19 protein-coding genes and 2 tRNA genes are annotated in these 16,881 nt (G+C 64.2%); 5 read left to right on the forward strand and 16 right to left on the reverse strand.

Annotated features, from left to right (window positions below):
* Positions 1 to 68: 68 nt before the first annotated feature.
* The gene (locus NS365_RS08630; RefSeq protein WP_058599866.1) at positions 69 to 1,001 is read left to right on the forward strand and encodes a sugar phosphate isomerase/epimerase family protein; all 933 of its coding nucleotides are present in this window, start codon (positions 69 to 71) and stop codon (positions 999 to 1,001) included.
* A gap of 123 nt (positions 1,002 to 1,124) precedes the next feature.
* Here NS365_RS08630 and NS365_RS08635 read toward each other — a convergent pair.
* Positions 1,125 to 1,209: transfer RNA gene (locus tag NS365_RS08635), tRNA-Leu, on the reverse strand.
* A gap of 96 nt (positions 1,210 to 1,305) precedes the next feature.
* Positions 1,306 to 1,390, reverse strand: a tRNA-Leu gene (locus NS365_RS08640).
* Positions 1,391 to 1,582: 192 nt separating this feature from the next.
* On the opposite strand from NS365_RS08640, the gene lipB reads away from it, so the two are divergent.
* The 4 genes from lipB to NS365_RS08660 all read left to right on the forward strand — a co-directional run bounded on the left by lipB (position 1,583) and on the right by NS365_RS08660 (position 4,517).
* Positions 1,583 to 2,338, forward strand: coding sequence for a lipoyl(octanoyl) transferase LipB (gene lipB / locus NS365_RS08645; protein WP_058599867.1), 756 nt, complete (start codon positions 1,583 to 1,585; stop codon positions 2,336 to 2,338).
* Positions 2,335 to 2,790, forward strand: a complete 456-nt coding sequence (locus NS365_RS08650; protein ID WP_058599868.1) for a YaiI/YqxD family protein — start codon at positions 2,335 to 2,337, stop codon at positions 2,788 to 2,790. The genes lipB and NS365_RS08650 overlap by 4 nt, the downstream gene beginning before the upstream one ends.
* 126 nt (positions 2,791 to 2,916) lie before the next feature.
* Positions 2,917 to 3,741, forward strand: coding sequence for a cytochrome b/b6 domain-containing protein (locus tag NS365_RS08655; RefSeq protein ID WP_058599869.1), 825 nt, complete (start codon positions 2,917 to 2,919; stop codon positions 3,739 to 3,741).
* Positions 3,738 to 4,517, forward strand: coding sequence for a molybdopterin-binding protein (locus NS365_RS08660; protein ID WP_058599870.1), 780 nt, complete (start codon positions 3,738 to 3,740; stop codon positions 4,515 to 4,517). Before NS365_RS08655 ends, NS365_RS08660 begins: the two co-directional genes overlap by 4 nt.
* Before the next feature lie 18 nt (positions 4,518 to 4,535).
* On the opposite strand, the gene NS365_RS08665 is transcribed toward NS365_RS08660, so the two are convergent.
* The 14 genes from NS365_RS08665 to secY all read right to left on the reverse strand — a co-directional run bounded on the left by NS365_RS08665 (position 4,536) and on the right by secY (position 16,705).
* Complete coding sequence (locus tag NS365_RS08665) at positions 4,536 to 5,258, reverse strand: ATP12 family chaperone protein (protein ID WP_058599871.1); 723 nt, start codon at positions 5,256 to 5,258, stop codon at positions 4,536 to 4,538.
* A 28-nt stretch (positions 5,259 to 5,286) separates the two neighbouring features.
* Positions 5,287 to 5,991: an HAD-IA family hydrolase gene (locus NS365_RS08670; RefSeq protein WP_058599872.1), complete on the reverse strand. Its 705-nt coding sequence runs from the start codon at positions 5,989 to 5,991 to the stop codon at positions 5,287 to 5,289.
* A complete protein-coding gene (locus NS365_RS08675; RefSeq protein ID WP_058599873.1) occupies positions 5,991 to 6,983 on the reverse strand; it encodes an RluA family pseudouridine synthase in 993 nt (330 codons plus the stop codon). Before NS365_RS08675 ends, NS365_RS08670 begins: the two co-directional genes overlap by 1 nt.
* 69 nt (positions 6,984 to 7,052) lie before the next feature.
* Positions 7,053 to 7,436, reverse strand: coding sequence for a fluoride efflux transporter CrcB (crcB, locus tag NS365_RS08680; RefSeq protein ID WP_058599874.1), 384 nt, complete (start codon positions 7,434 to 7,436; stop codon positions 7,053 to 7,055).
* Between the two features lie 7 nt (positions 7,437 to 7,443).
* Positions 7,444 to 8,793: a replication-associated recombination protein A gene (locus NS365_RS08685; protein ID WP_058599875.1), complete on the reverse strand. Its 1,350-nt coding sequence runs from the start codon at positions 8,791 to 8,793 to the stop codon at positions 7,444 to 7,446.
* A gap of 33 nt (positions 8,794 to 8,826) precedes the next feature.
* Positions 8,827 to 10,203 carry a DegQ family serine endoprotease gene (locus tag NS365_RS08690; protein WP_193753416.1) on the reverse strand — a complete coding sequence of 459 codons (1,377 nt, stop codon included), beginning with the start codon at positions 10,201 to 10,203 and terminating at the stop codon, positions 8,827 to 8,829.
* A gap of 204 nt (positions 10,204 to 10,407) precedes the next feature.
* Complete coding sequence (locus NS365_RS24475; RefSeq protein ID WP_193752806.1) at positions 10,408 to 10,578, reverse strand: hypothetical protein; 171 nt, start codon at positions 10,576 to 10,578, stop codon at positions 10,408 to 10,410.
* Between the two features lie 258 nt (positions 10,579 to 10,836).
* Positions 10,837 to 11,865, reverse strand: a complete 1,029-nt coding sequence (locus NS365_RS08695; RefSeq protein WP_058599877.1) for an NAD-dependent epimerase/dehydratase family protein — start codon at positions 11,863 to 11,865, stop codon at positions 10,837 to 10,839.
* Positions 11,866 to 11,960: 95 nt separating this feature from the next.
* Positions 11,961 to 12,383: a 50S ribosomal protein L17 gene (rplQ, locus tag NS365_RS08700; protein ID WP_058599878.1), complete on the reverse strand. Its 423-nt coding sequence runs from the start codon at positions 12,381 to 12,383 to the stop codon at positions 11,961 to 11,963.
* A 143-nt stretch (positions 12,384 to 12,526) separates the two neighbouring features.
* A complete protein-coding gene (locus NS365_RS08705; RefSeq protein WP_058599879.1) occupies positions 12,527 to 13,546 on the reverse strand; it encodes a DNA-directed RNA polymerase subunit alpha in 1,020 nt (339 codons plus the stop codon).
* A gap of 137 nt (positions 13,547 to 13,683) precedes the next feature.
* Positions 13,684 to 14,073: a 30S ribosomal protein S11 gene (rpsK, locus tag NS365_RS08710; protein ID WP_019998927.1), complete on the reverse strand. Its 390-nt coding sequence runs from the start codon at positions 14,071 to 14,073 to the stop codon at positions 13,684 to 13,686.
* Between the two features lie 113 nt (positions 14,074 to 14,186).
* Positions 14,187 to 14,555, reverse strand: a complete 369-nt coding sequence (rpsM, locus tag NS365_RS08715; RefSeq protein WP_058599880.1) for a 30S ribosomal protein S13 — start codon at positions 14,553 to 14,555, stop codon at positions 14,187 to 14,189.
* A gap of 216 nt (positions 14,556 to 14,771) precedes the next feature.
* A complete protein-coding gene (locus tag NS365_RS08720) occupies positions 14,772 to 15,365 on the reverse strand; it encodes an adenylate kinase (RefSeq protein WP_058599881.1) in 594 nt (197 codons plus the stop codon).
* On the reverse strand, positions 15,362 to 16,705 hold the full coding sequence (gene secY, locus NS365_RS08725) for a preprotein translocase subunit SecY (protein ID WP_058599882.1): 1,344 nt from the start codon (positions 16,703 to 16,705) through the stop codon (positions 15,362 to 15,364). The genes NS365_RS08720 and secY overlap by 4 nt, the downstream gene beginning before the upstream one ends.
* Between the last annotated feature and the right edge of the window lie 176 nt (positions 16,706 to 16,881).

A 16,881-nucleotide genomic window follows, 5' to 3' on the forward strand; every position in this document is an offset into this window, starting at 1 on the left:
CGCAGCGCGGCCGGGCTCGCCCCCGGTCGCGCGCTTCCCCGCCTCTCCCCTATCCTGAGACGAGCCCCATGGCCCTGACCCTATCTCTCAACACCAATCCGCTGGTGAACCGCTTCGCCGATCCAGACGATCTGATCGAGACGGTAGCGCGGGACTTACGCATCCGCGATCTCCAACTGACGCACGAGTTCATCAACCCGTCCTGGCCCGCGCCCGTCATCCGCCGCCTGACGCGGCAGATGGGCGCCGCGCTTCAGCGCACGGGCGTCCGCGTGACATCGGGCATGACCGGCCCCTATGGGCGGCTCAATCATTTCGGCCACCCCGACCGGAACGTGCGCCGCTACTACGTCGACTGGTTCAAGACCTTCGCCGACATCACCGCCGATCTCGGCGGCCTCTCCGTCGGCACGCAGTTCGCGATCTTCACCTTCCAGGACTATGACGACTTGGGCCGGCGCGAAGAGCTGATCCAGATCGCGATCGACTGCTGGGCCGAGGTCGCCGACCACGCCAAATCAGCGGGCCTGTCCTATGTCTACTGGGAGCCCATGTCGGTGGGCCGCGAGTTCGGCCATACGATCGCCGAGACCATGGCGCTGCAGAACCGGCTGACGGAGGCCAACATGGCCGTACCCATGTGGATGATGGCCGATATCGACCATGGCGACATCACCTCACCCAACCCGGACGACACCGATCCTTACGCCTGGGCGCGCGCGGTGCCGAAGGTCTCGCCAATCATCCACATCAAGCAATCCACGATGGATAAGAGCGGCCACAGGCCCTTCACGGCCGAGCACAACGCCAAGGGCCGCATCCAGCCCGAGCCGCTGCTGAAGGCTTTCGCGGAGGGCGGCGCGGTGGACAACGAAATCTGCCTCGAACTCTCTTTCAAGGAGCGCGAGCCGAACGACCGGGCGGTGATTCCGGCGATTGCCGAAAGCATCGCCTTCTGGGCGCCGCATATCGACACGGGCGCCAGCGATCTGAACATCTGAACCAAGAGGCCGGCCATTGCGCCGGCCTTTTCTTTGCGGCCGATCGGACGAGGGGCAGACCAAACGCAAAAAACGCCGCAGGCGAGAGCCATGCAGCGATCATCAGATACATCAGGAAAATAATGGTGCGGTCGAGAAGACTCGAACTTCCACGGGTTGCCCCACAGCGACCTCAACGCTGCGCGTCTACCAATTCCGCCACGACCGCACGTCGTGTCCGAACTCTCGTTCGGAATGGCCTTTCGGCCGATCTGCCTAGAGATCAGTGGTAGTCTGATCTCATCCCCCAAAATCTGAAGGAGAATGGTGCGGTCGAGAAGACTCGAACTTCCACGGGTTGCCCCACAGCGACCTCAACGCTGCGCGTCTACCAATTCCGCCACGACCGCACGTCGTGTCCGAACTTTCGTTCGGTCCGAACTCGCGTTCGGCACCGGCCTCTCGACCGGTGAGCGGCGTTTAGCAAACGCCCCCCGAGCGCACAAGCACTTTCGCCGCCCGCGGCTCGTTTTTCTTCGAACCCGTTGATCCCGCTGGCAAACAGACTTTGCACATTCGTCGTGGAGCGTTAGACAGGTCCCATGGACGCGCCCCTCCCCCAGCCCAAACCGCGACTCGCCACGCAGCCGGAACATTTTCGGACGGAAGGGCCGAACGCGGCTGTCGATTGGATCATCCACGACGGGCTCATGCCCTACCCGCAGGCGCTCGATTGGATGGAGCGGCGGGTGGAGGCCATCGCGCGGGGGGATGCGCCCGAGGCGGTGCTTCTGGTCGAGCATCCACCGCTCTACACGGCCGGCACATCGGCGCAGGCCGGCGACCTGCTTCAGCCCGATCGCTTTCCCGTCTTCGCGGCCGGGCGTGGCGGCGAATATACCTATCACGGGCCAGGCCAGCGCGTGGCCTATGTCCTGCTCGATCTCAAACGCCGCCGGCCGGACATTCGCGCCTTCGTCTCGGCGCTCGAACATTGGGTGATCGAGACCTTGGCGCAATATCAGGTGCGAGGTGAGCGGCGGGAGGACCGCGTCGGCGTCTGGGTGCGCCGGCCGGAAAAGGCGCCGCTGCCCGACGGAACGCCGGCGGAAGACAAGATCGCCGCGATCGGCATTCGCCTGCGCCGCTGGGTGACGTTCCACGGCATCAGCTTGAATGTCGATCCCGACCTCTCCCATTTCTCTGGGATCGTCCCCTGCGGAATCTCAGGCCATGGCGTCACCAGCCTCGTCGATCTCGGCCTGCCCGTCTCCATGCCCGAAGTGGACAGCGTGATGCGGGCCTGTTTCGAACAGGTCTTCGGGCCGACCGAGGCACGGAGCTTCGAAGCGGCATGAGCGAGGCTGTTCGGGTTCTGGTGGATGGAGACGCCTGCCCGGTGAAGGACGAGGCGCTGGAGATCGCAACGCGCCTCGGGGCGCAGGCGGTCTTCGTCTCGAACGGGGGCTTGCGCCCCTCGCGCTATCCCGGCGCGCGACTCGTCACCGTTTCGGCTGGCGCGGATGCCGCCGATCATTGGATCGCCGAGGAGGCGACGAGCCGGGATGTCGTCGTGACAGCCGATATCCCCCTCGCCTCCCGTGCCCTCGAGAAAAGCGCGATCGTGCTGCATCCGGACGGGCGCGCCTTCACGCCGGAATCGATCGGCTATGCCCTCTCCATGCGCAGCTTCAACCAGCATCTGCGCGAGACCGGAGAGAGCAAAGGCCTCAACCGCGCCTTCACCGCACAGGACCGTTCGCGCTTTCGCCAAGAGCTCGACCGCGCTGTCAGGCGGCTGACATCGTAAAAAGGCACGTGGCGAGGCATCCCTTCGCGCTCGCGCGCCGTATATGAGGCATCAGCCCGGATCGTTTCCCGCCCAAGCGCTTGCGCTTTCGAAGGGAAAGGATCGAGACAGGATGGTGCCCGCCCCATGAAACTCACCGCCGAGCGCGACGGCCCGATCATTCGCCGCCACGCCCTCACCACGCGCCTCACCCATTGGCTTTGGGTGATCTGCCTGTTCTTCCTGCTCTTGTCCGGATTGCAGATCTTCATGGCCCGGCCCGATCTCTATATCGGCCAGCAGTCGGGCTTTGCCTTCGACAATTCCATCCTCTCGATCGGCGCAGGTTACCAGAACGGCGAATTGGTCGGCGTGACCCGCCTGTTCGGTTCGAGTTTCGACACGACAGGCTGGCTCGGCGCGATCGGGAACGCTGGAACGCTTCAGCCCCAGACCTTCCCCTCTTGGCTGACCGTGCCCTCCTATCGCGATCTGGCAACGGGCCGCGTCGTGCATTTCTTCTTTGCCTGGGTGCTGGTCGGCACGCTCCTCCTCTGGCTTGTCGGCAGCCTGATCAATCGGCATCTGTCACGGGACATCCTCCCGCGTGGGCGGGACGTTGCTGCTCTACCGAGCGACGTTGCCGACCATGCCCGCCTGCGCCTGCACCACCGGCGCACCTATGGGCCGCTTCAGAAGCTGTCTTATTTCGGCGTTCTCTTCGTTGCCCTTCCGCTGATGATCGCGACAGGCCTCACCATGTCGCCCGGCATGAACGCCTGGGCTCCCTGGACGCTCGATCTCTTCGGGGGGCGGCAGACGGCGCGCACGATCCATTTCACGGTGATGCTGCTCCTGGTTCTCTTTGTCGCCGTCCATATCGCCATGGTGCTCCTGGCCGGCCCGTTCAATGAATTGCGCTCCATGGTGACAGGGCGGATGCGGGTGGACCGTGAGGAGGACGCAGCATGACCATCCGGCTCGACCGCCGCCGCTTCCTGTCCGGCGCCGCCATCGCCTCGACCTCGGCCTTGGCGGGCTGTTTCGACCCGCTTCTGGCCAATGACTCGCAGGTGCGCGGCGTCCTGGCAAAGGCCAACGACCTCACCTACCGCGCGCAACGCCTGCTGCTCGGCAGCGACAATCTGGCGCGAGAGTTCTCGCGCTCCGAAATTCGCCAGCCCATGCGCCCGAACGGCATCACCGACCCGCAGGACGAGGACTATCGCGCGCTGGCCGCCGCGAATTTCGAGACCTACCGGTTGGAGGTGAACGGGCTGGTGGATCGCCCCGCGAGCTTCTCCCTGGCGGACATCCGAAACATGCCGGCGCGCACGCAGATCACCCGACACGACTGCGTGGAAGGCTGGAGCTGCATCGCGGAATGGACGGGCGCGCCGCTGCATCTGATCCTGGATCAGGTCGGCGTGAAGCCGCAGGCACGCTTCGTCGTGTTCTCCTGCTTCGACACGCTGGAGAACGGCTTCACCGGGCCGATCCGCTATTACGAATCGATCGACCTTCTGGACGCGCGCCATCCGCAGACGATCCTCGCCTACGGCATGAACGGCGCGGCGCTGCCGGTCGCCAATGGCGCGCCCATCCGGGTGCGCGTCGAGCGGCAGCTCGGCTACAAGATGGCCAAATATATCCGCGCCATCACACTGGCCGACAATCTCGCGACCTTCGGCGATGGCAGCGGGGGCTATTGGGAAGATCGCGGCTACGAGTGGTTCGCCGGAATTTGAGGCTGTGGCGGCCGAGCGTTACGCTCGGCCGAGCATGATCGCCGCCATGCGCATGTCGCGGAAGCGGCTGTCGCGACGCGCCCGCGCTTCCTCGTCCTCGCCCCACTGCTCGATGTTCCAGTCCTCGTCGATATGGGCGAGCGCCCAGGCGCGCTCCACATCAAGGAAGCCTTCGCTGACGGCCAGCGCCAACAGAAGCGAGCCGGTAAGCGTCGTCATCTGGTGAAGCGCCGCCAAGCGGAAAGGATCCGTCTCGGCCCGCACGATCGCCCGCAGCGCTTCGACGCTGGCTTCCGGCTGCGCCACGAACATGACGCCGATGCCGCGCGCGAAATCTTGGCCCGTGTGCTGTCGCGCCCAATCCATCACCGGGTCCCAACCCTCGGTCTGGCGATCCGCCAGCCGCTGCGGCTCGGCCGCGCGGTAGGCAAGAAGATCGGTCTCGGCATAGCGGCCGAGATCATCGGCCACACCGGCCGGGTCCGCCGCCACGCCGTCGAGAACGGTGTTGACGAGCCGCGTCATCGGCATGGTTGCGGGGTCGATATGGGTCTTCTGCGCCTCCCATTCGGCCGCGACTGCCCGCGCCACATCGGCTGAGGGCACGCGCAGAAGCGCGCGCGAGGGCGTGCGCACCGGCCGCCCGTCGAGACGAACCGCGAAGCCGCCCTCCTCCTCGACGATCGACACGTCCTGATAGAAGCGCTTGGGCAATTCGGGGCGGGCGGGCAGAGTGGACATGGCAGGAACTCTTGGGACAGACGCGGCTTCAGGACGGCGAAAGCTCGAACCGGGGTTCGGAGGCCGGCGCGCTGGCTCTCCAATCCTCGATCCAGGCTTCGAGCCCTTCGGCTGTCGCGGCGACGGCCGTTGCGCCCGCCAGGATCAGCTCGTTGGGCGAGCCCGCGCCCCAGTCGACGCCCAGCGCCTCTGCGCCGGCCGCTCTCGCCATCTGCATATCGTAGATGGCATCGCCGATCACAAGCGTATCGGCGGGATCGACACCCAACTCCCCGCAGCATTCCAGCACCATGGCCGGATGCGGCTTGGAGGGACAGTCGTCCCCCGTGCGCACGGCGAGGAAGATGCCCTCCAGGCCATGCAGTTCAACGATCATGCGCACGCCTCGCTGCGACTTGCCGGTGACCATGCCGATCAGAAGATCGTCGACGGCCGCCAATCGGCGAAGCATGGGCTCAATGCCCGGAAACAGCGCTTCGGAATGCGTTCCTTCCGCTCGCACGCGATGGAAGGCGTCCTTGTAGCCTTGAACAAGGCGCGGAATCTCGACGTCCGGCACGGTCGGCGCGAGACGATGGATGGCGAGATCCAGAGACAGGCCGATAATGCCGCGCACCGCCGCATCCTCCGGCTCCGGCAGGCCGGCGTCGGAAAAGCAGCGCTTCATCGTTTCCACGATCAGGCCGAACGTATCGGCCAGCGTGCCGTCGCAGTCGAACAGAACGAGACGCATCAATCGTTCTCGGCCGCTTCGTCGAAGCCGAAGAGATTCCAGGTTTGAACCATGTGGGGGGGCAGCGGCGCGATCTGGTCGATCACCTTGCCCTTGCCGTCCGGGTGCGGGATCGTGATGCGGCGCGCGTGGAGATGCAGCTTGTTCTGAACGCCCCCGGGAAATTCCCAGTTGGTGTCGTGCTCGAAATATTTCGGATCGCCGATGATCGGATGGCCGATATGGAGCGCGTGGACGCGCAGCTGGTGCGTGCGGCCCGTATAGGGCTCCAGCTCGACCCAAGAGAAGTTCTGCGCCACCTGATCGATCACGCGGTAATGCGAGAGCGCGTGGTCGGCCCCCTCCTCGCCATGGCGCGCGATGCGCATCCGGTCGCCGTCGGCGGTCGCCTCCTTGACGAGATAGGTCGAGATGCGTCCCTCTTTCGGCTGGGGCACGCCCTTGAGGATCGCCCAGTAGCGCTTCTGCGTGTCGCGCTCGCGGAAGGATTTGGTGAGCGCCACGGCCGCGCCGCGCGTGCGCGCGACGACGAGAATGCCCGATGTGTCGCGATCCAGGCGATGGACGAGGCGCGGCTTCTCGCCCTTCTTGGAGCGCCAGGCTTCCAGCATCTTGTCGACATGGCGCGAGACGCCCGAGCCGCCTTGCACGGCAAGGCCCGCCGGCTTGTTGAAGACGAAGACCTTTTCGTCCTCATAGAGCAGCATCTGGCCGAGCACGTCGCCGTCGTGCTTGTCGCGGATCGTGTTGGCCGTGAGCGGGGCGACCTTCATCTTGGCGGACTCGCCACCCATGGGCGGGATGCGGATCAACTGGCCCGCTTCGACGCGGGTGTCCGTCTTGGCGCGGCCGCCATCGACGCGCACCTGACCGGAGCGCAAAAGCTTCTGCAAATGGCCGAAGCCGAGACCGGGATAATGCAGCTTGAACCAGCGATCGAGACGAAGCCCCGTTTCGTCCGCTTCGACCCGGATCTGTTCCACGCTTGCCATGAGGGATCGTCCTTCTTGCTTTCCCTCGGCCATAGCGCATATGCGCCCGTGCGAAAACGGCTTTTCGGCTCAGAAGACCTGCCGGGCCAAGGCCAGACCGGCAAAGAGCGCGCCGAGACCGGCGAGGATCGTCACCGCGAGATAGACAAAGGCCGTGGCCAGCTCGCCCCGCTCCGCAAGCGTGGCGAAATCCAGCGAGAAGCTGGAGAAGGTCGTGTAGCCGCCGAGCACGCCCGTCGCGAGCAGCAGCCGCAAATTGGCATCCGCTCCGCCATAGCGCCGCGCCAGAAATTCGACCAGCACGCCCATGGCGAAAGAGCCGGTGACGTTGACGAAGAGCGTGCCGAACGGAAAGGCCGTCCCCAGCCAGCGCGCGGCGGCCAGACCCGCGCCATAGCGCAGGACCGAGCCGAGCCCGCCGCCCAGAGCGACCAGAAGCCAGTTCATTCCCATCGATGCCTCAATCGTTCCGGCTTCGCAAACGTCGCAGCCTGTTCCATTCCGCCATGCGTGCGCCGATCCGTGCCTCTTCGCCCCGCTCTGTCGGGCGATAGAAGCTCTGGCGGCCGAGTGCCTCGGGGAAGTAATCCTGGCCCGAGAAGGCGTCCGGCTGGTCGTGATCATAGGCGTAGCCCGAACCATAACCTTCAGACTTCATCAGTTTGGTGGGCGCGTTCAGGATATGGCGCGGCGGCAGGAGCGAGCCGTTTTCCTTGGCGGCCCGCATCGCGGCCTTATAGGCGGTGTAGACCGCGTTCGATTTCGGCGCACTGGCGAGATAGACCGTCGCCTGCGCCAGCGCCAACTCGCCCTCGGGCGAGCCGAGATAATCGTAGGCATCCTTCGCGGCATTGGCGATCATGAGGGCACGCGGATCGGCGAGGCCGATGTCTTCCACCGCCATGCGTACGAGACGGCGGCCGAGATAAAGCGGGTCCTCGCCCGCATCGAGCATCCGGCAGAGATAGTAGAGCGCGGCGTCCGGGTCCGATCCGCGCACGGATTTGTGCAGGGCCGAGATCAGATTGTAATGTCCGTCCTGACTTTTGTCATAGACCGGGGCGCGGCGCTGGACGATCCGCTGGAGGGTCTCGGCATCCAAGGTCTCGCCGGGCTTGGCCGCGCGCCAGACCTCTTCGGCCAGCGTCAGGATCGCGCGGCCATCGCCATCGGCCATGCGCAGAAGAACGGCGCGCGCCTCCTCATCCAGCGGCAGCGGGCAATTCTCCGCCGCCTCCGCGCGCTCCAGAAGCTGCGACAGGCTGGTTGCGTCATGTGATTGGAAGGTCAGCACGCGGGCGCGCGAGAGGAGCGCCGCGTTCAGCTCGAACGAGGGATTCTCCGTCGTCGCGCCGACGAGCACCACCGTTCCATCCTCCATTACGGGCAGGAAGGAATCCTGCTGCGCGCGGTTGAAACGGTGAATCTCGTCCACGAACAGAAGCGTCTGCCGACCGCTCTGCCGGCGCAGACGGGCCGATTCGAACACTTTCTTGAGGTCTGCGACACCGGAAAAGATCGCCGAGATCTGCTCGAAGGCGAAGCCCACCTCGCCGGCCAGAAGCCGCGCGACCGTGGTCTTGCCCGTACCGGGCGGTCCCCAGAAGATGATGGAGCCGAGGCTCCCGTTTCCGAGCATTCGGGTCAGCACGCCGTCCGGCCCCGTCAGGTGCTCCTGCCCCACCACCTCGGAGAGCGCCTGCGGACGCAGGCGATCGGCCAAGGGTCCCGCGCGCGGCGGCACCTTAGCGGCGTCAGACGATCGCGGCCGAGGCGCAGGCTCCGGCGCAGTTCCGAACAGGTCGGCCATGCGCCGTCCCCTCCCTTGTCAGCCGCTCTCGCCCTAGCGGACGAGTTGGGTCAGCACCTTGCCGTCCCGCTCCACATCCACCCGCCAGCCGCGCCGGCCATCGGCCGCCCGCTGCTCCAGATCGGCCGTAGAAGCCACCTCACGCCCATTGAGCGACAGGATGATGTCCTTGGGCTGGAGGCCGAGGCGCGCGGCCGGGCTGCGCGGCTCGATCTCGGTGACGACGACGCCGTTCTTGGTCTGCGACATCTCCAACTCGTCCGCAAGGCGGGGCGACAGATTGGCGACGCTCGCGCCGGAAAAGGGCGTCGGCCCGTCCAGCGTGCGCTCGTCGCGCGCCGGGGTTTCGGGCGCGATCTCAAGCGGAAGGCGCACGCGCTCGGTCTGACCGTCGCTCGAGCGAACGGTTAGATCGGTCTTGCGCCCCAACCCTGCGGTCGCCAAGCGGTATCCCAACGAATCCGGCCCTTCGATCGAGAACCCATCCATGGCGAGAACCACATCGCCCGGCCGCAAGCCTGCGTCCGAAGCCGGGCCACCGTCCACGACACCCTGCACCAGCGCGCCCGCCGGCTTGTCGAGGCCGATCGCTTCCGCGATGTCGGCCGTCACCGGCACGAAACTCGCCCCGATATAGGGCCGCAGGAACGGCCGCCCTTCGCGCGCCGCCTCCACGAAGGCGCGCACCATGTTGGAGGGAATGGCAAATCCGATCCCGAGCGAGCCGCCGGAGCGGGAGAAGATCGCCGTGTTCACGCCGACGAGTTCGCCCTTCATATCGATCAGCGCACCGCCGGAATTGCCGGGATTGATGGCGGCGTCCGTCTGAATGAAATAGCCGAGATCATCGGATCCGACATGGGTTCGGGCCACGGCCGAGACGATGCCGCTCGTGACCGTCTGCCCGATGCCGAACGGGTTGCCGATGGCGAGAACGAGATCACCGATTTCGGCGGTGTCGGAATCGGCGATCGGCACCACCGGAAACGGCTTCTCCGATTCGATGCGCAGAACCGCAAGATCGGCCCGGCGATCCTTCAGAAGAATCTTGGCGTCGAACTCGCGCCCGTCCGCCAGCGCCACCCTCACCTCGTCAGCGCCCTCGATCACATGGTTGTTCGTCACCACGAGGCCATCGGCATCGACGATCACACCGGAGCCGAGCGATGATTCGAGGCGCGGCCTGCGCAACTGGTTGCCGAAGAACTGCTCGAAGAACGGATCGCCCGCGAAGGGGCTGCGCTGGGGCACACGCTTGGCCGCGTAGACATTGACCACCGCGGGCGCGCTCTTCTTCACCAAGGGCGCGAAGGTGAGCTTGATGTCGGCCTGCACGCTGGGCGTCCGCTCCACCGGCTGCGCCGGCACCGGCATGTCACTCCTCGACTGCGCGGCCGCGCCTTGCGCCATGACCGAAACGGACAGAAGAAGGGCAGCCCAGAACGGACGGGACGATCTCATACAAAGCTCCAATCGAAAGGCGAACCGTCAACGCGGCGGGCTCGCAGCATCTGCCAGATATGGGGCATTCCTCCGACAGGACGCAGCGCGCAAGAAAAAAGGGCCTCACGGCCCTTTTTTCAACTCACTAAAGAGGTCACGCGCGCTGGCAGGTCAACGCGAGACGATGGTGCGCTCCATCGCCATGGATGCCGTTTCCGGCAATTCGGCCGTTGCATAGCTTGCGGTGAGCACACCGAAAGCCAAGGTCGCGCCAAGGAGAGTCAGCACAGTACGACGCATCGAGAATCCGCCGGTTGGGAGAGTATTGACGCGATTTTCCATGATTTTCGTTTATTCCGTGTAAAGCTTCGACCGCTCGGGAGGCGGTGATCCCGTTGCCTTCAAAATGCCACGAGTGGGAAAAGGTTGCCCGCTTCGTCAGGACTTCTTCGGGGGGTGTCGCCGTTGCCACAGATATCGCACAGGCTCGCGCAAGGTGCCTATCGCGCATCTGCAACATCGCTGATTTGTCGGGTATTTCAGCTTCACTTGTGAAAACCGGGCGAAACTCGAATTTGATGCGTCGCCTTCAGACTTCGTTCATCGTCTGACCAAACCCTCCCGAAACAGCGAGTCCGCGAGGGATCGAACCGCCTCCTCCGGGCTGCGAAACGACAAGCCCAGGACGGACCGCGCCGGGCCGGCATCCAGTTGCTTGGCGGGTCCCAGTTCGGCGGCCAACATGCGAACGCGACTGGACAAGCGTGCCGCAAATCGAATCAAGCCATCCGGCACTTCCCGTCTGGGCAGGCGTCGCGCCAGATCGGGATAGGTCTCCGTGAGGATGGCCACGATGTCCGACAGTGTCAGGTTGCCGCCGTTCAGCACGAAGCGTCGCCCGGCGGCATCGGGAACCGTCAGCGCCGCCACATGCGCCTGCGCGACGTCTCGCACATCCACGACCCCAAAGCCCATGCGAGGGAATGCCGGCAAGCGGCCTCCCATCATCAGCCGAATCAGCGAGGCGGACGTTCCGGGCCGCGCGTCCAGCAGCGGCCCGAAAACAAGCGACGGGTTGATCGCCACAAGCTGCGTCGCGCTCCCCTCCAGCACGTTCCAGGCGGCACGTTCGGCTTCCGTTTTGGACACGGCATAGGGTGAGATCGAATCGCTTTCGACGCGGGACCAATCGCCTTCGCCAAAGACACGCCTGGGAGACTCGTCGTGCCCATAGTAGATCGAGGCGATCGAGGAGGTCAGCACGACCCTTTCCACCCCCGCATTCTCGGCCCCTTCCAGCACGCGAACCGTCCCTCCCCGCGCAGCGGGAACGAGCGCAAATTTCGAACGCGGCTGATAGGCGGGAAAAGGTGAGGCCGTGTGCATGACGAAGCGGCAACCGCGAACCGCGTCCGCCCACCCGGCATCCTCTCGAAGATCCGTGGTGACAGAGGAGAAGCCCTCGATCGGCAATCCTTCATTGCGCAGGATACGATGTATCTGGATGGCACGAGACGGGTCGCGAAGCGTCCCGCGCACCGTCGCACCTCGGCGAACCAGTTCGACCACGATGTGCTTGGCGATGAAGCCGGTACAACCGGTCACCAGAATGGTCTCGCCCGTCAGCATATCCGTCCGCTCCTTTCGGTTGTCGGCATCCTAACGCGGAAAACAAAAAAGGGCCCTTGGGGCCCTTTTTCAAATGCTGTCGATCGCCGAAAGAATCAGGCGTCGGCGTTGGACAGTTCGGCTTCCAGACGGGCGCGATCAACGGCGCCGCGCGCGTCGACATCGCGATCCACGAACTCGATCACGGCCATCGGGGCGTTGTCGCCGCGACGGAAGCCGGCCTTCAGAACGCGCGTGTAGCCGCCCTGACGCTCGGCGTAACGGGGCGCCAGCGTGTCGAAAAGCTTCTTGATGACGGTTTCGTCGCGAACCTGGCTGATCGCCTGACGGCGAGCATGAAGGTCGCCCCGCTTGCCGAGCGTGATCATCTTTTCGACGATCGGACGCAGGTCCTTGGCCTTCGGCAGCGTGGTGACGATCTGCTCGTGCTCGATGAGCGAAGCGACCATGTTGGCGAACATCGCCTTGCGGTGTTCGTGAGTGCGGTTGAGTTTACGACCGCTCTTACCGTGACGCATATCAGTCTCCGTTTAGAAGGTCCGGCGTTCGCCGGGGTCGGCATCCTCGCAATCCGGTTGATCCCGGTGCATGTGCCTTTGAATCTTTTGGGTTTGGTTCGGCGCCGGCGGCTCTTGCCGCCGGTCATCCCTCTCGGTGAGGATCAGTACTGATCTTCGTAGCGCTTGGCCAGATCGTCGATATTCTCCGGCGGCCAGGCGTTCACTTCCATACCAAGGTGCAGACCCATCGAGGCCAGCACTTCCTTGATCTCGTTCAGCGACTTGCGTCCGAAGTTCGGCGTGCGGAGCATTTCCGCCTCGGTCTTCTGGATCAGGTCGCCGATATAGACGATGTTGTCGTTCTTCAAGCAGTTGGCCGAACGAACCGAAAGCTCGAGCTCGTCCACCTTCTTGAGAAGCGCCGGGTTGAAGGCCAACTCGGCGATCTGCTCCTCGGCGCCGCGCACTTCGCGCTGCGGCTCCTCGAAGTTCACGAAGACCGACAACTGGTCCTGCAGGATGCGAGCGGCATAGGCCACGGCGTCTTCGCCCGTGATCGAGCCGTCCGTCACGATGTCCATCGTGAGCTTGTCCTTGTTCAGGTCCTGGCCCTCGCGGGTGGCCTCGACCTTGTAGGACACTTTCTTGACCGGCGAGAACAGGGCATCGACCGGGATCAGGCCGATCGGCGCATCCTCGGCGCGATTCTGGTCGGCCGGCACGTAGCCCTTGCCGGTGTTGACCGTGAACTCCATGCGGATTTCGGCACCCTCGTCGAGCGTGCAGATTTCATGCTCGGGGTTCAGGATCTCGATGTCGCCCACCGTCTGGATGTCACCAGCGGTGACGACGCCCGGACCGGACTTGCGCAGGACCATGCGCTTGGGACCTTCGCCCTGCATCCCGATCGAGATTTCCTTCACGTTCAGGACGATGTCGGTGACATCCTCGCGCACGCCGGCGATCGAAGAGAACTCATGCAGAACGCCGTCGATCTGGATCGCGGTGACTGCCGCGCCCTGAAGCGAAGACAGAAGCACGCGGCGAAGCGCGTTGCCCAGCGTCAAGCCGAAACCGCGCTCGAGTGGTTCCGCAACGAGAGACGCCTTCGTGCGGCTGCCGCCGCTCTTGAAGACGACCTGGTTCGGCTTGGTGAGGTTTTGCCAGTTACTGGCGATCATGACGCGAGCCTTTCAGTAACATCGCCACCATCCAATCGTGGCGACTGATCTGAGCGGGAAGATTCGGCTTCCCTCATACGGCGAAAGCCGCGCGCCCCTTCCGGAGCACGCGGCAAGAACCCGACCCCTGAGGATCGTTAGACGCGGCGCTTCTTGCGCGGACGCACGCCGTTGTGCGGAATCGGCGTCACGTCGCGGATCGACGTGATGGTGAAGCCCGAAGCCTGAAGCGCGCGCAGAGCCGACTCACGGCCCGAACCCGGACCGCAGACCTCGACTTCGAGCGTGCGCATGCCGTGTTCCTGCGCCTTCTTGGCGGCGTCTTCCGCAGCGATCTGCGCAGCGAAGGGCGTGGACTTGCGCGAGCCCTTGAAGCCCTGCGCACCGGCGGACGACCAGGCGATCGTATTGCCCTGCGCGTCGGTGATCGTAATCAGCGTGTTGTTGAACGACGAGTTCACATGTGCCACGCCGGAGATGATGTTCTTGCGTTCGCGGCGGCGGACGCGCTGTGCTTCTTTAGCCATTTTCTTATCCTTGGATCTCGACACCGCCGTAACACCGGCGGCTCCACCTGCCCCGCTCGTTCAAACGGAGCATGAATGCATTGGCCTGACGGGAAGTCCGGCGCGCATTCTCGTTACTTCTTCTTGCCGGCGATCGGCTTCGCCGGACCCTTGCGGGTGCGGGCGTTCGTGTGGGTGCGCTGACCGCGAACCGGCAAGCCACGACGGTGGCGAAGGCCACGGTAGCAACCGAGATCCATCAGACGCTTGATGTTCATCGAGGTCTCGCGACGGAGATCGCCCTCGACGCGGTAGTCGCGATCGATCATCTCACGGATCTGCAAAACCTCGGCGTCGGTCAGATCGTTGACACGACGTTCAGCGGAAAGGCCGACCTTTTCCATGATCTCGGCCGCGAAACGCGGGCCGATGCCGTGGATGTACTGAAGCGCGACGACGACGCGCTTCCCGGTCGGGATGTTGACACCAGCAATACGGGCCAAATGAGCCTCCTTATGTCGCGGATCCGCCGCGACGAACCATAGTCGAACGGGTTATCACCGTTCTCTTCAAACGCCGAACGACCGGCGCTGCCCCGCCGGGCAGCGTGCCGATCGCTCAATCATGCGCGAATTGGGCCGACCCTTATAAGATTCGGGGCGGTTTCGTCAATATGGTCTGAACGTACCCGATCAGAAAGGCCCGGCGCGAACGTAGAGTCAGGCCGCGACGGCCTGCTTGAGGATCGTGTCGATCTGCGTGCTGACCTCGTCGATCGAAGCCATACCGTCGATCTCGAACGAACGACCACGCTCGCGGTAGAAGGGCGCGACGGCCGCCGTCAACGCCCGGAACTCCACCAAACGACGCCGGAAAACGTCCGGATTGTCGTCCTTGCGCACCGGAAGGCCGGCGGCCTCCGCGTCGCGAGCGCGCTTCTCGATCCGCTCGACGAGCTTTTCCTCGTCGACCTTGAACTCGATCACCGCGTCGATCGACAGATTACGACTCTGCAGCATCTGATCCAGAGCCTCGGCCTGCGCCAAGGTCCTGGGGAAGCCGTCCAGCACGAAGCCCTTCCGGGCATCGGGCTGCTCGATGCGATCTGCCACGATCCCGATGACGATCTCGTCAGATACAAGCTGACCGGCATCCATCACCGCCTGCGCGCGCTTGCCGATCTCCGTCTGCTTGGCGACGGCCTCTCGCAGCATGTCTCCGGTAGAGAGCTGCGGAATCCCGTACTTGTCGATGAGCCGTTGGGCTTGTGTGCCCTTCCCCGCCCCCGGAGGTCCCAGCAAAATCAGTCTCATCGTGTTCCCCGTCTGCCTCCGCGCAGCTTCGCCTTCTTCACGAGGCCTTCATATTGATGGGCGAGCAAATGCCCCTGCACCTGCGCCACTGTGTCCATGGTGACCGAAACCACGATCAAAAGCGAGGTCCCGCCGAGATAGAACGGAATACCGGCCGCAGAGATCAGGATCTCCGGCAGAAGGCAGATCACCATGAGGTAGATCGCGCCGACCACCGTGATGCGGGTCAGCACGTAATCGATATACTCAGCCGTGCGCTCACCCGGACGGATGCCAGGGATGAAGCCGCCATGCTTCTTCAGATTGTCGGCCGTATCTTTCGGATTGAACACGATCGCGGTGTAGAAGAAGGCGAAGAACGCGATCATCGCCGCATAGAGGAACATGTAGAGCGGACGCCCGTGGCCGAGCGAGGCCACGATCCCCGTCGCCCAACCGGGAAGACGGCTGGTGTCGGCGAAGTTGGCGATCGTCACCGGCAGCAGCAGTAGCGAAGAGGCGAAGATCGGCGGAATGACGCCGGCGGTGTTGAGCTTCAGCGGCAGGTGCGACGTGTCGCCCTGGAACATGCGGTTACCGACCTGACGCTTCGGATACTGGATCAGAAGCTTACGCTGGGCCCGCTCGAAGAAGACCACGCCGGCGATGCAGAGCACGACAACCACGATCACCAGGAGAATGATCGCCGTCGAAAGAGCGCCCGTGCGGCCGAGCTCGAGAAGGTTCGCCATGGCGGACGGGAGGTTGGCTGCGATTCCCGCGAAAATGATCAGCGAGATTCCGTTGCCGATGCCGCGAGACGTGATCTGCTCTCCCAGCCACATCAGGAACATCGTCCCGCCGACCAGCGTGATCACGCTGGACACGAGGAAGAACGCGCCAGGATTGGTCACGATATTGCTGGAAGACTGCAAACCGGCGGCTATGCCGTAGGCCTGAACGGTCGCCAGCAAGACAGTGCCGTAGCGCGTGTACTGGTTGATGACCTTCCGGCCCTGCTCGCCCTCCTTCTTCAGGTTCTCGAGCGACGGAATGACCGAGGTCATCAGCTGAATGATGATCGAGGCCGAGATGTAGGGCATGATGCCGAGCGCGAAGATCGCCATTCGGCCGACCGCACCGCCGGCAAACATGTTGAAAAGCCCGAGAATGCCCGTCGACTGCTGCTGAAAGGCTTGGGACAGCGCGTGCGGATCGATGCCGGGCATCGGGATATAGGTCCCGAGGCGATAGACCAGCAGGGCACCGAGCGTGAACCAGATGCGCTTCTTGAGATCTTCGGCCTTCGAAAAGGCGGCGAAGTTGAGATTTGCGGCGAGTTGTTCCGCAGCGGATGCCATGAGTGCGATTTCTCCGGGTTACCCCCGAGCGCGGGTTTCCCCTCCCCCGAACCCACATGATTCAGGAACGCCCATACTGCTTTGTTTCAAACGATTTTGCCGCGGGAAAGACAAGCTATTTCCAACCGAAAATCGTCTCGGCACAAAAAAACCGCCTGCGGAGGCAGGCGGCTTCT

The sequence above is a fragment of the Aureimonas ureilytica genome (genome assembly GCF_001475935.1).
GTDB lineage: Bacteria > Pseudomonadota > Alphaproteobacteria > Rhizobiales > Rhizobiaceae > Aureimonas > Aureimonas ureilytica_A.

Bases quoted from the DNA above. Each gene is read 5' to 3' on its own strand.
- lipB (WP_058599867.1), top strand. From the start codon at position 1,583: ATGGACGCGCCCCTCCCCCAGCCCAAACCGCGACTCGCCACGCAGCCG.
- NS365_RS08695 (WP_058599877.1), bottom strand. From the start codon at position 11,865: ATGCTGACGGGCGAGACCATTCTGGTGACCGGTTGTACCGGCTTCATC.
- NS365_RS08630 (WP_058599866.1), top strand. From the start codon at position 69: ATGGCCCTGACCCTATCTCTCAACACCAATCCGCTGGTGAACCGCTTC.
- NS365_RS08665 (WP_058599871.1), bottom strand. From the start codon at position 5,258: ATGTCCACTCTGCCCGCCCGCCCCGAATTGCCCAAGCGCTTCTATCAG.
- NS365_RS08670 (WP_058599872.1), bottom strand. From the start codon at position 5,991: ATGCGTCTCGTTCTGTTCGACTGCGACGGCACGCTGGCCGATACGTTC.
- NS365_RS08655 (WP_058599869.1), top strand. From the start codon at position 2,917: ATGAAACTCACCGCCGAGCGCGACGGCCCGATCATTCGCCGCCACGCC.
- rplQ (WP_058599878.1), bottom strand. From the start codon at position 12,383: ATGCGTCACGGTAAGAGCGGTCGTAAACTCAACCGCACTCACGAACAC.
- NS365_RS08705 (WP_058599879.1), bottom strand. From the start codon at position 13,546: ATGATCGCCAGTAACTGGCAAAACCTCACCAAGCCGAACCAGGTCGTC.
- NS365_RS24475 (WP_193752806.1), bottom strand. From the start codon at position 10,578: ATGGAAAATCGCGTCAATACTCTCCCAACCGGCGGATTCTCGATGCGT.
- NS365_RS08660 (WP_058599870.1), top strand. From the start codon at position 3,738: ATGACCATCCGGCTCGACCGCCGCCGCTTCCTGTCCGGCGCCGCCATC.
- NS365_RS08685 (WP_058599875.1), bottom strand. From the start codon at position 8,793: ATGGCCGACCTGTTCGGAACTGCGCCGGAGCCTGCGCCTCGGCCGCGA.
- NS365_RS08675 (WP_058599873.1), bottom strand. From the start codon at position 6,983: ATGGCAAGCGTGGAACAGATCCGGGTCGAAGCGGACGAAACGGGGCTT.
- rpsK (WP_019998927.1), bottom strand. From the start codon at position 14,073: ATGGCTAAAGAAGCACAGCGCGTCCGCCGCCGCGAACGCAAGAACATC.
- secY (WP_058599882.1), bottom strand. From the start codon at position 16,705: ATGGCATCCGCTGCGGAACAACTCGCCGCAAATCTCAACTTCGCCGCC.
- NS365_RS08720 (WP_058599881.1), bottom strand. From the start codon at position 15,365: ATGAGACTGATTTTGCTGGGACCTCCGGGGGCGGGGAAGGGCACACAA.
- NS365_RS08690 (WP_193753416.1), bottom strand. From the start codon at position 10,203: ATGGCGCAAGGCGCGGCCGCGCAGTCGAGGAGTGACATGCCGGTGCCG.
- crcB (WP_058599874.1), bottom strand. From the start codon at position 7,436: ATGGGAATGAACTGGCTTCTGGTCGCTCTGGGCGGCGGGCTCGGCTCG.
- NS365_RS08650 (WP_058599868.1), top strand. From the start codon at position 2,335: ATGAGCGAGGCTGTTCGGGTTCTGGTGGATGGAGACGCCTGCCCGGTG.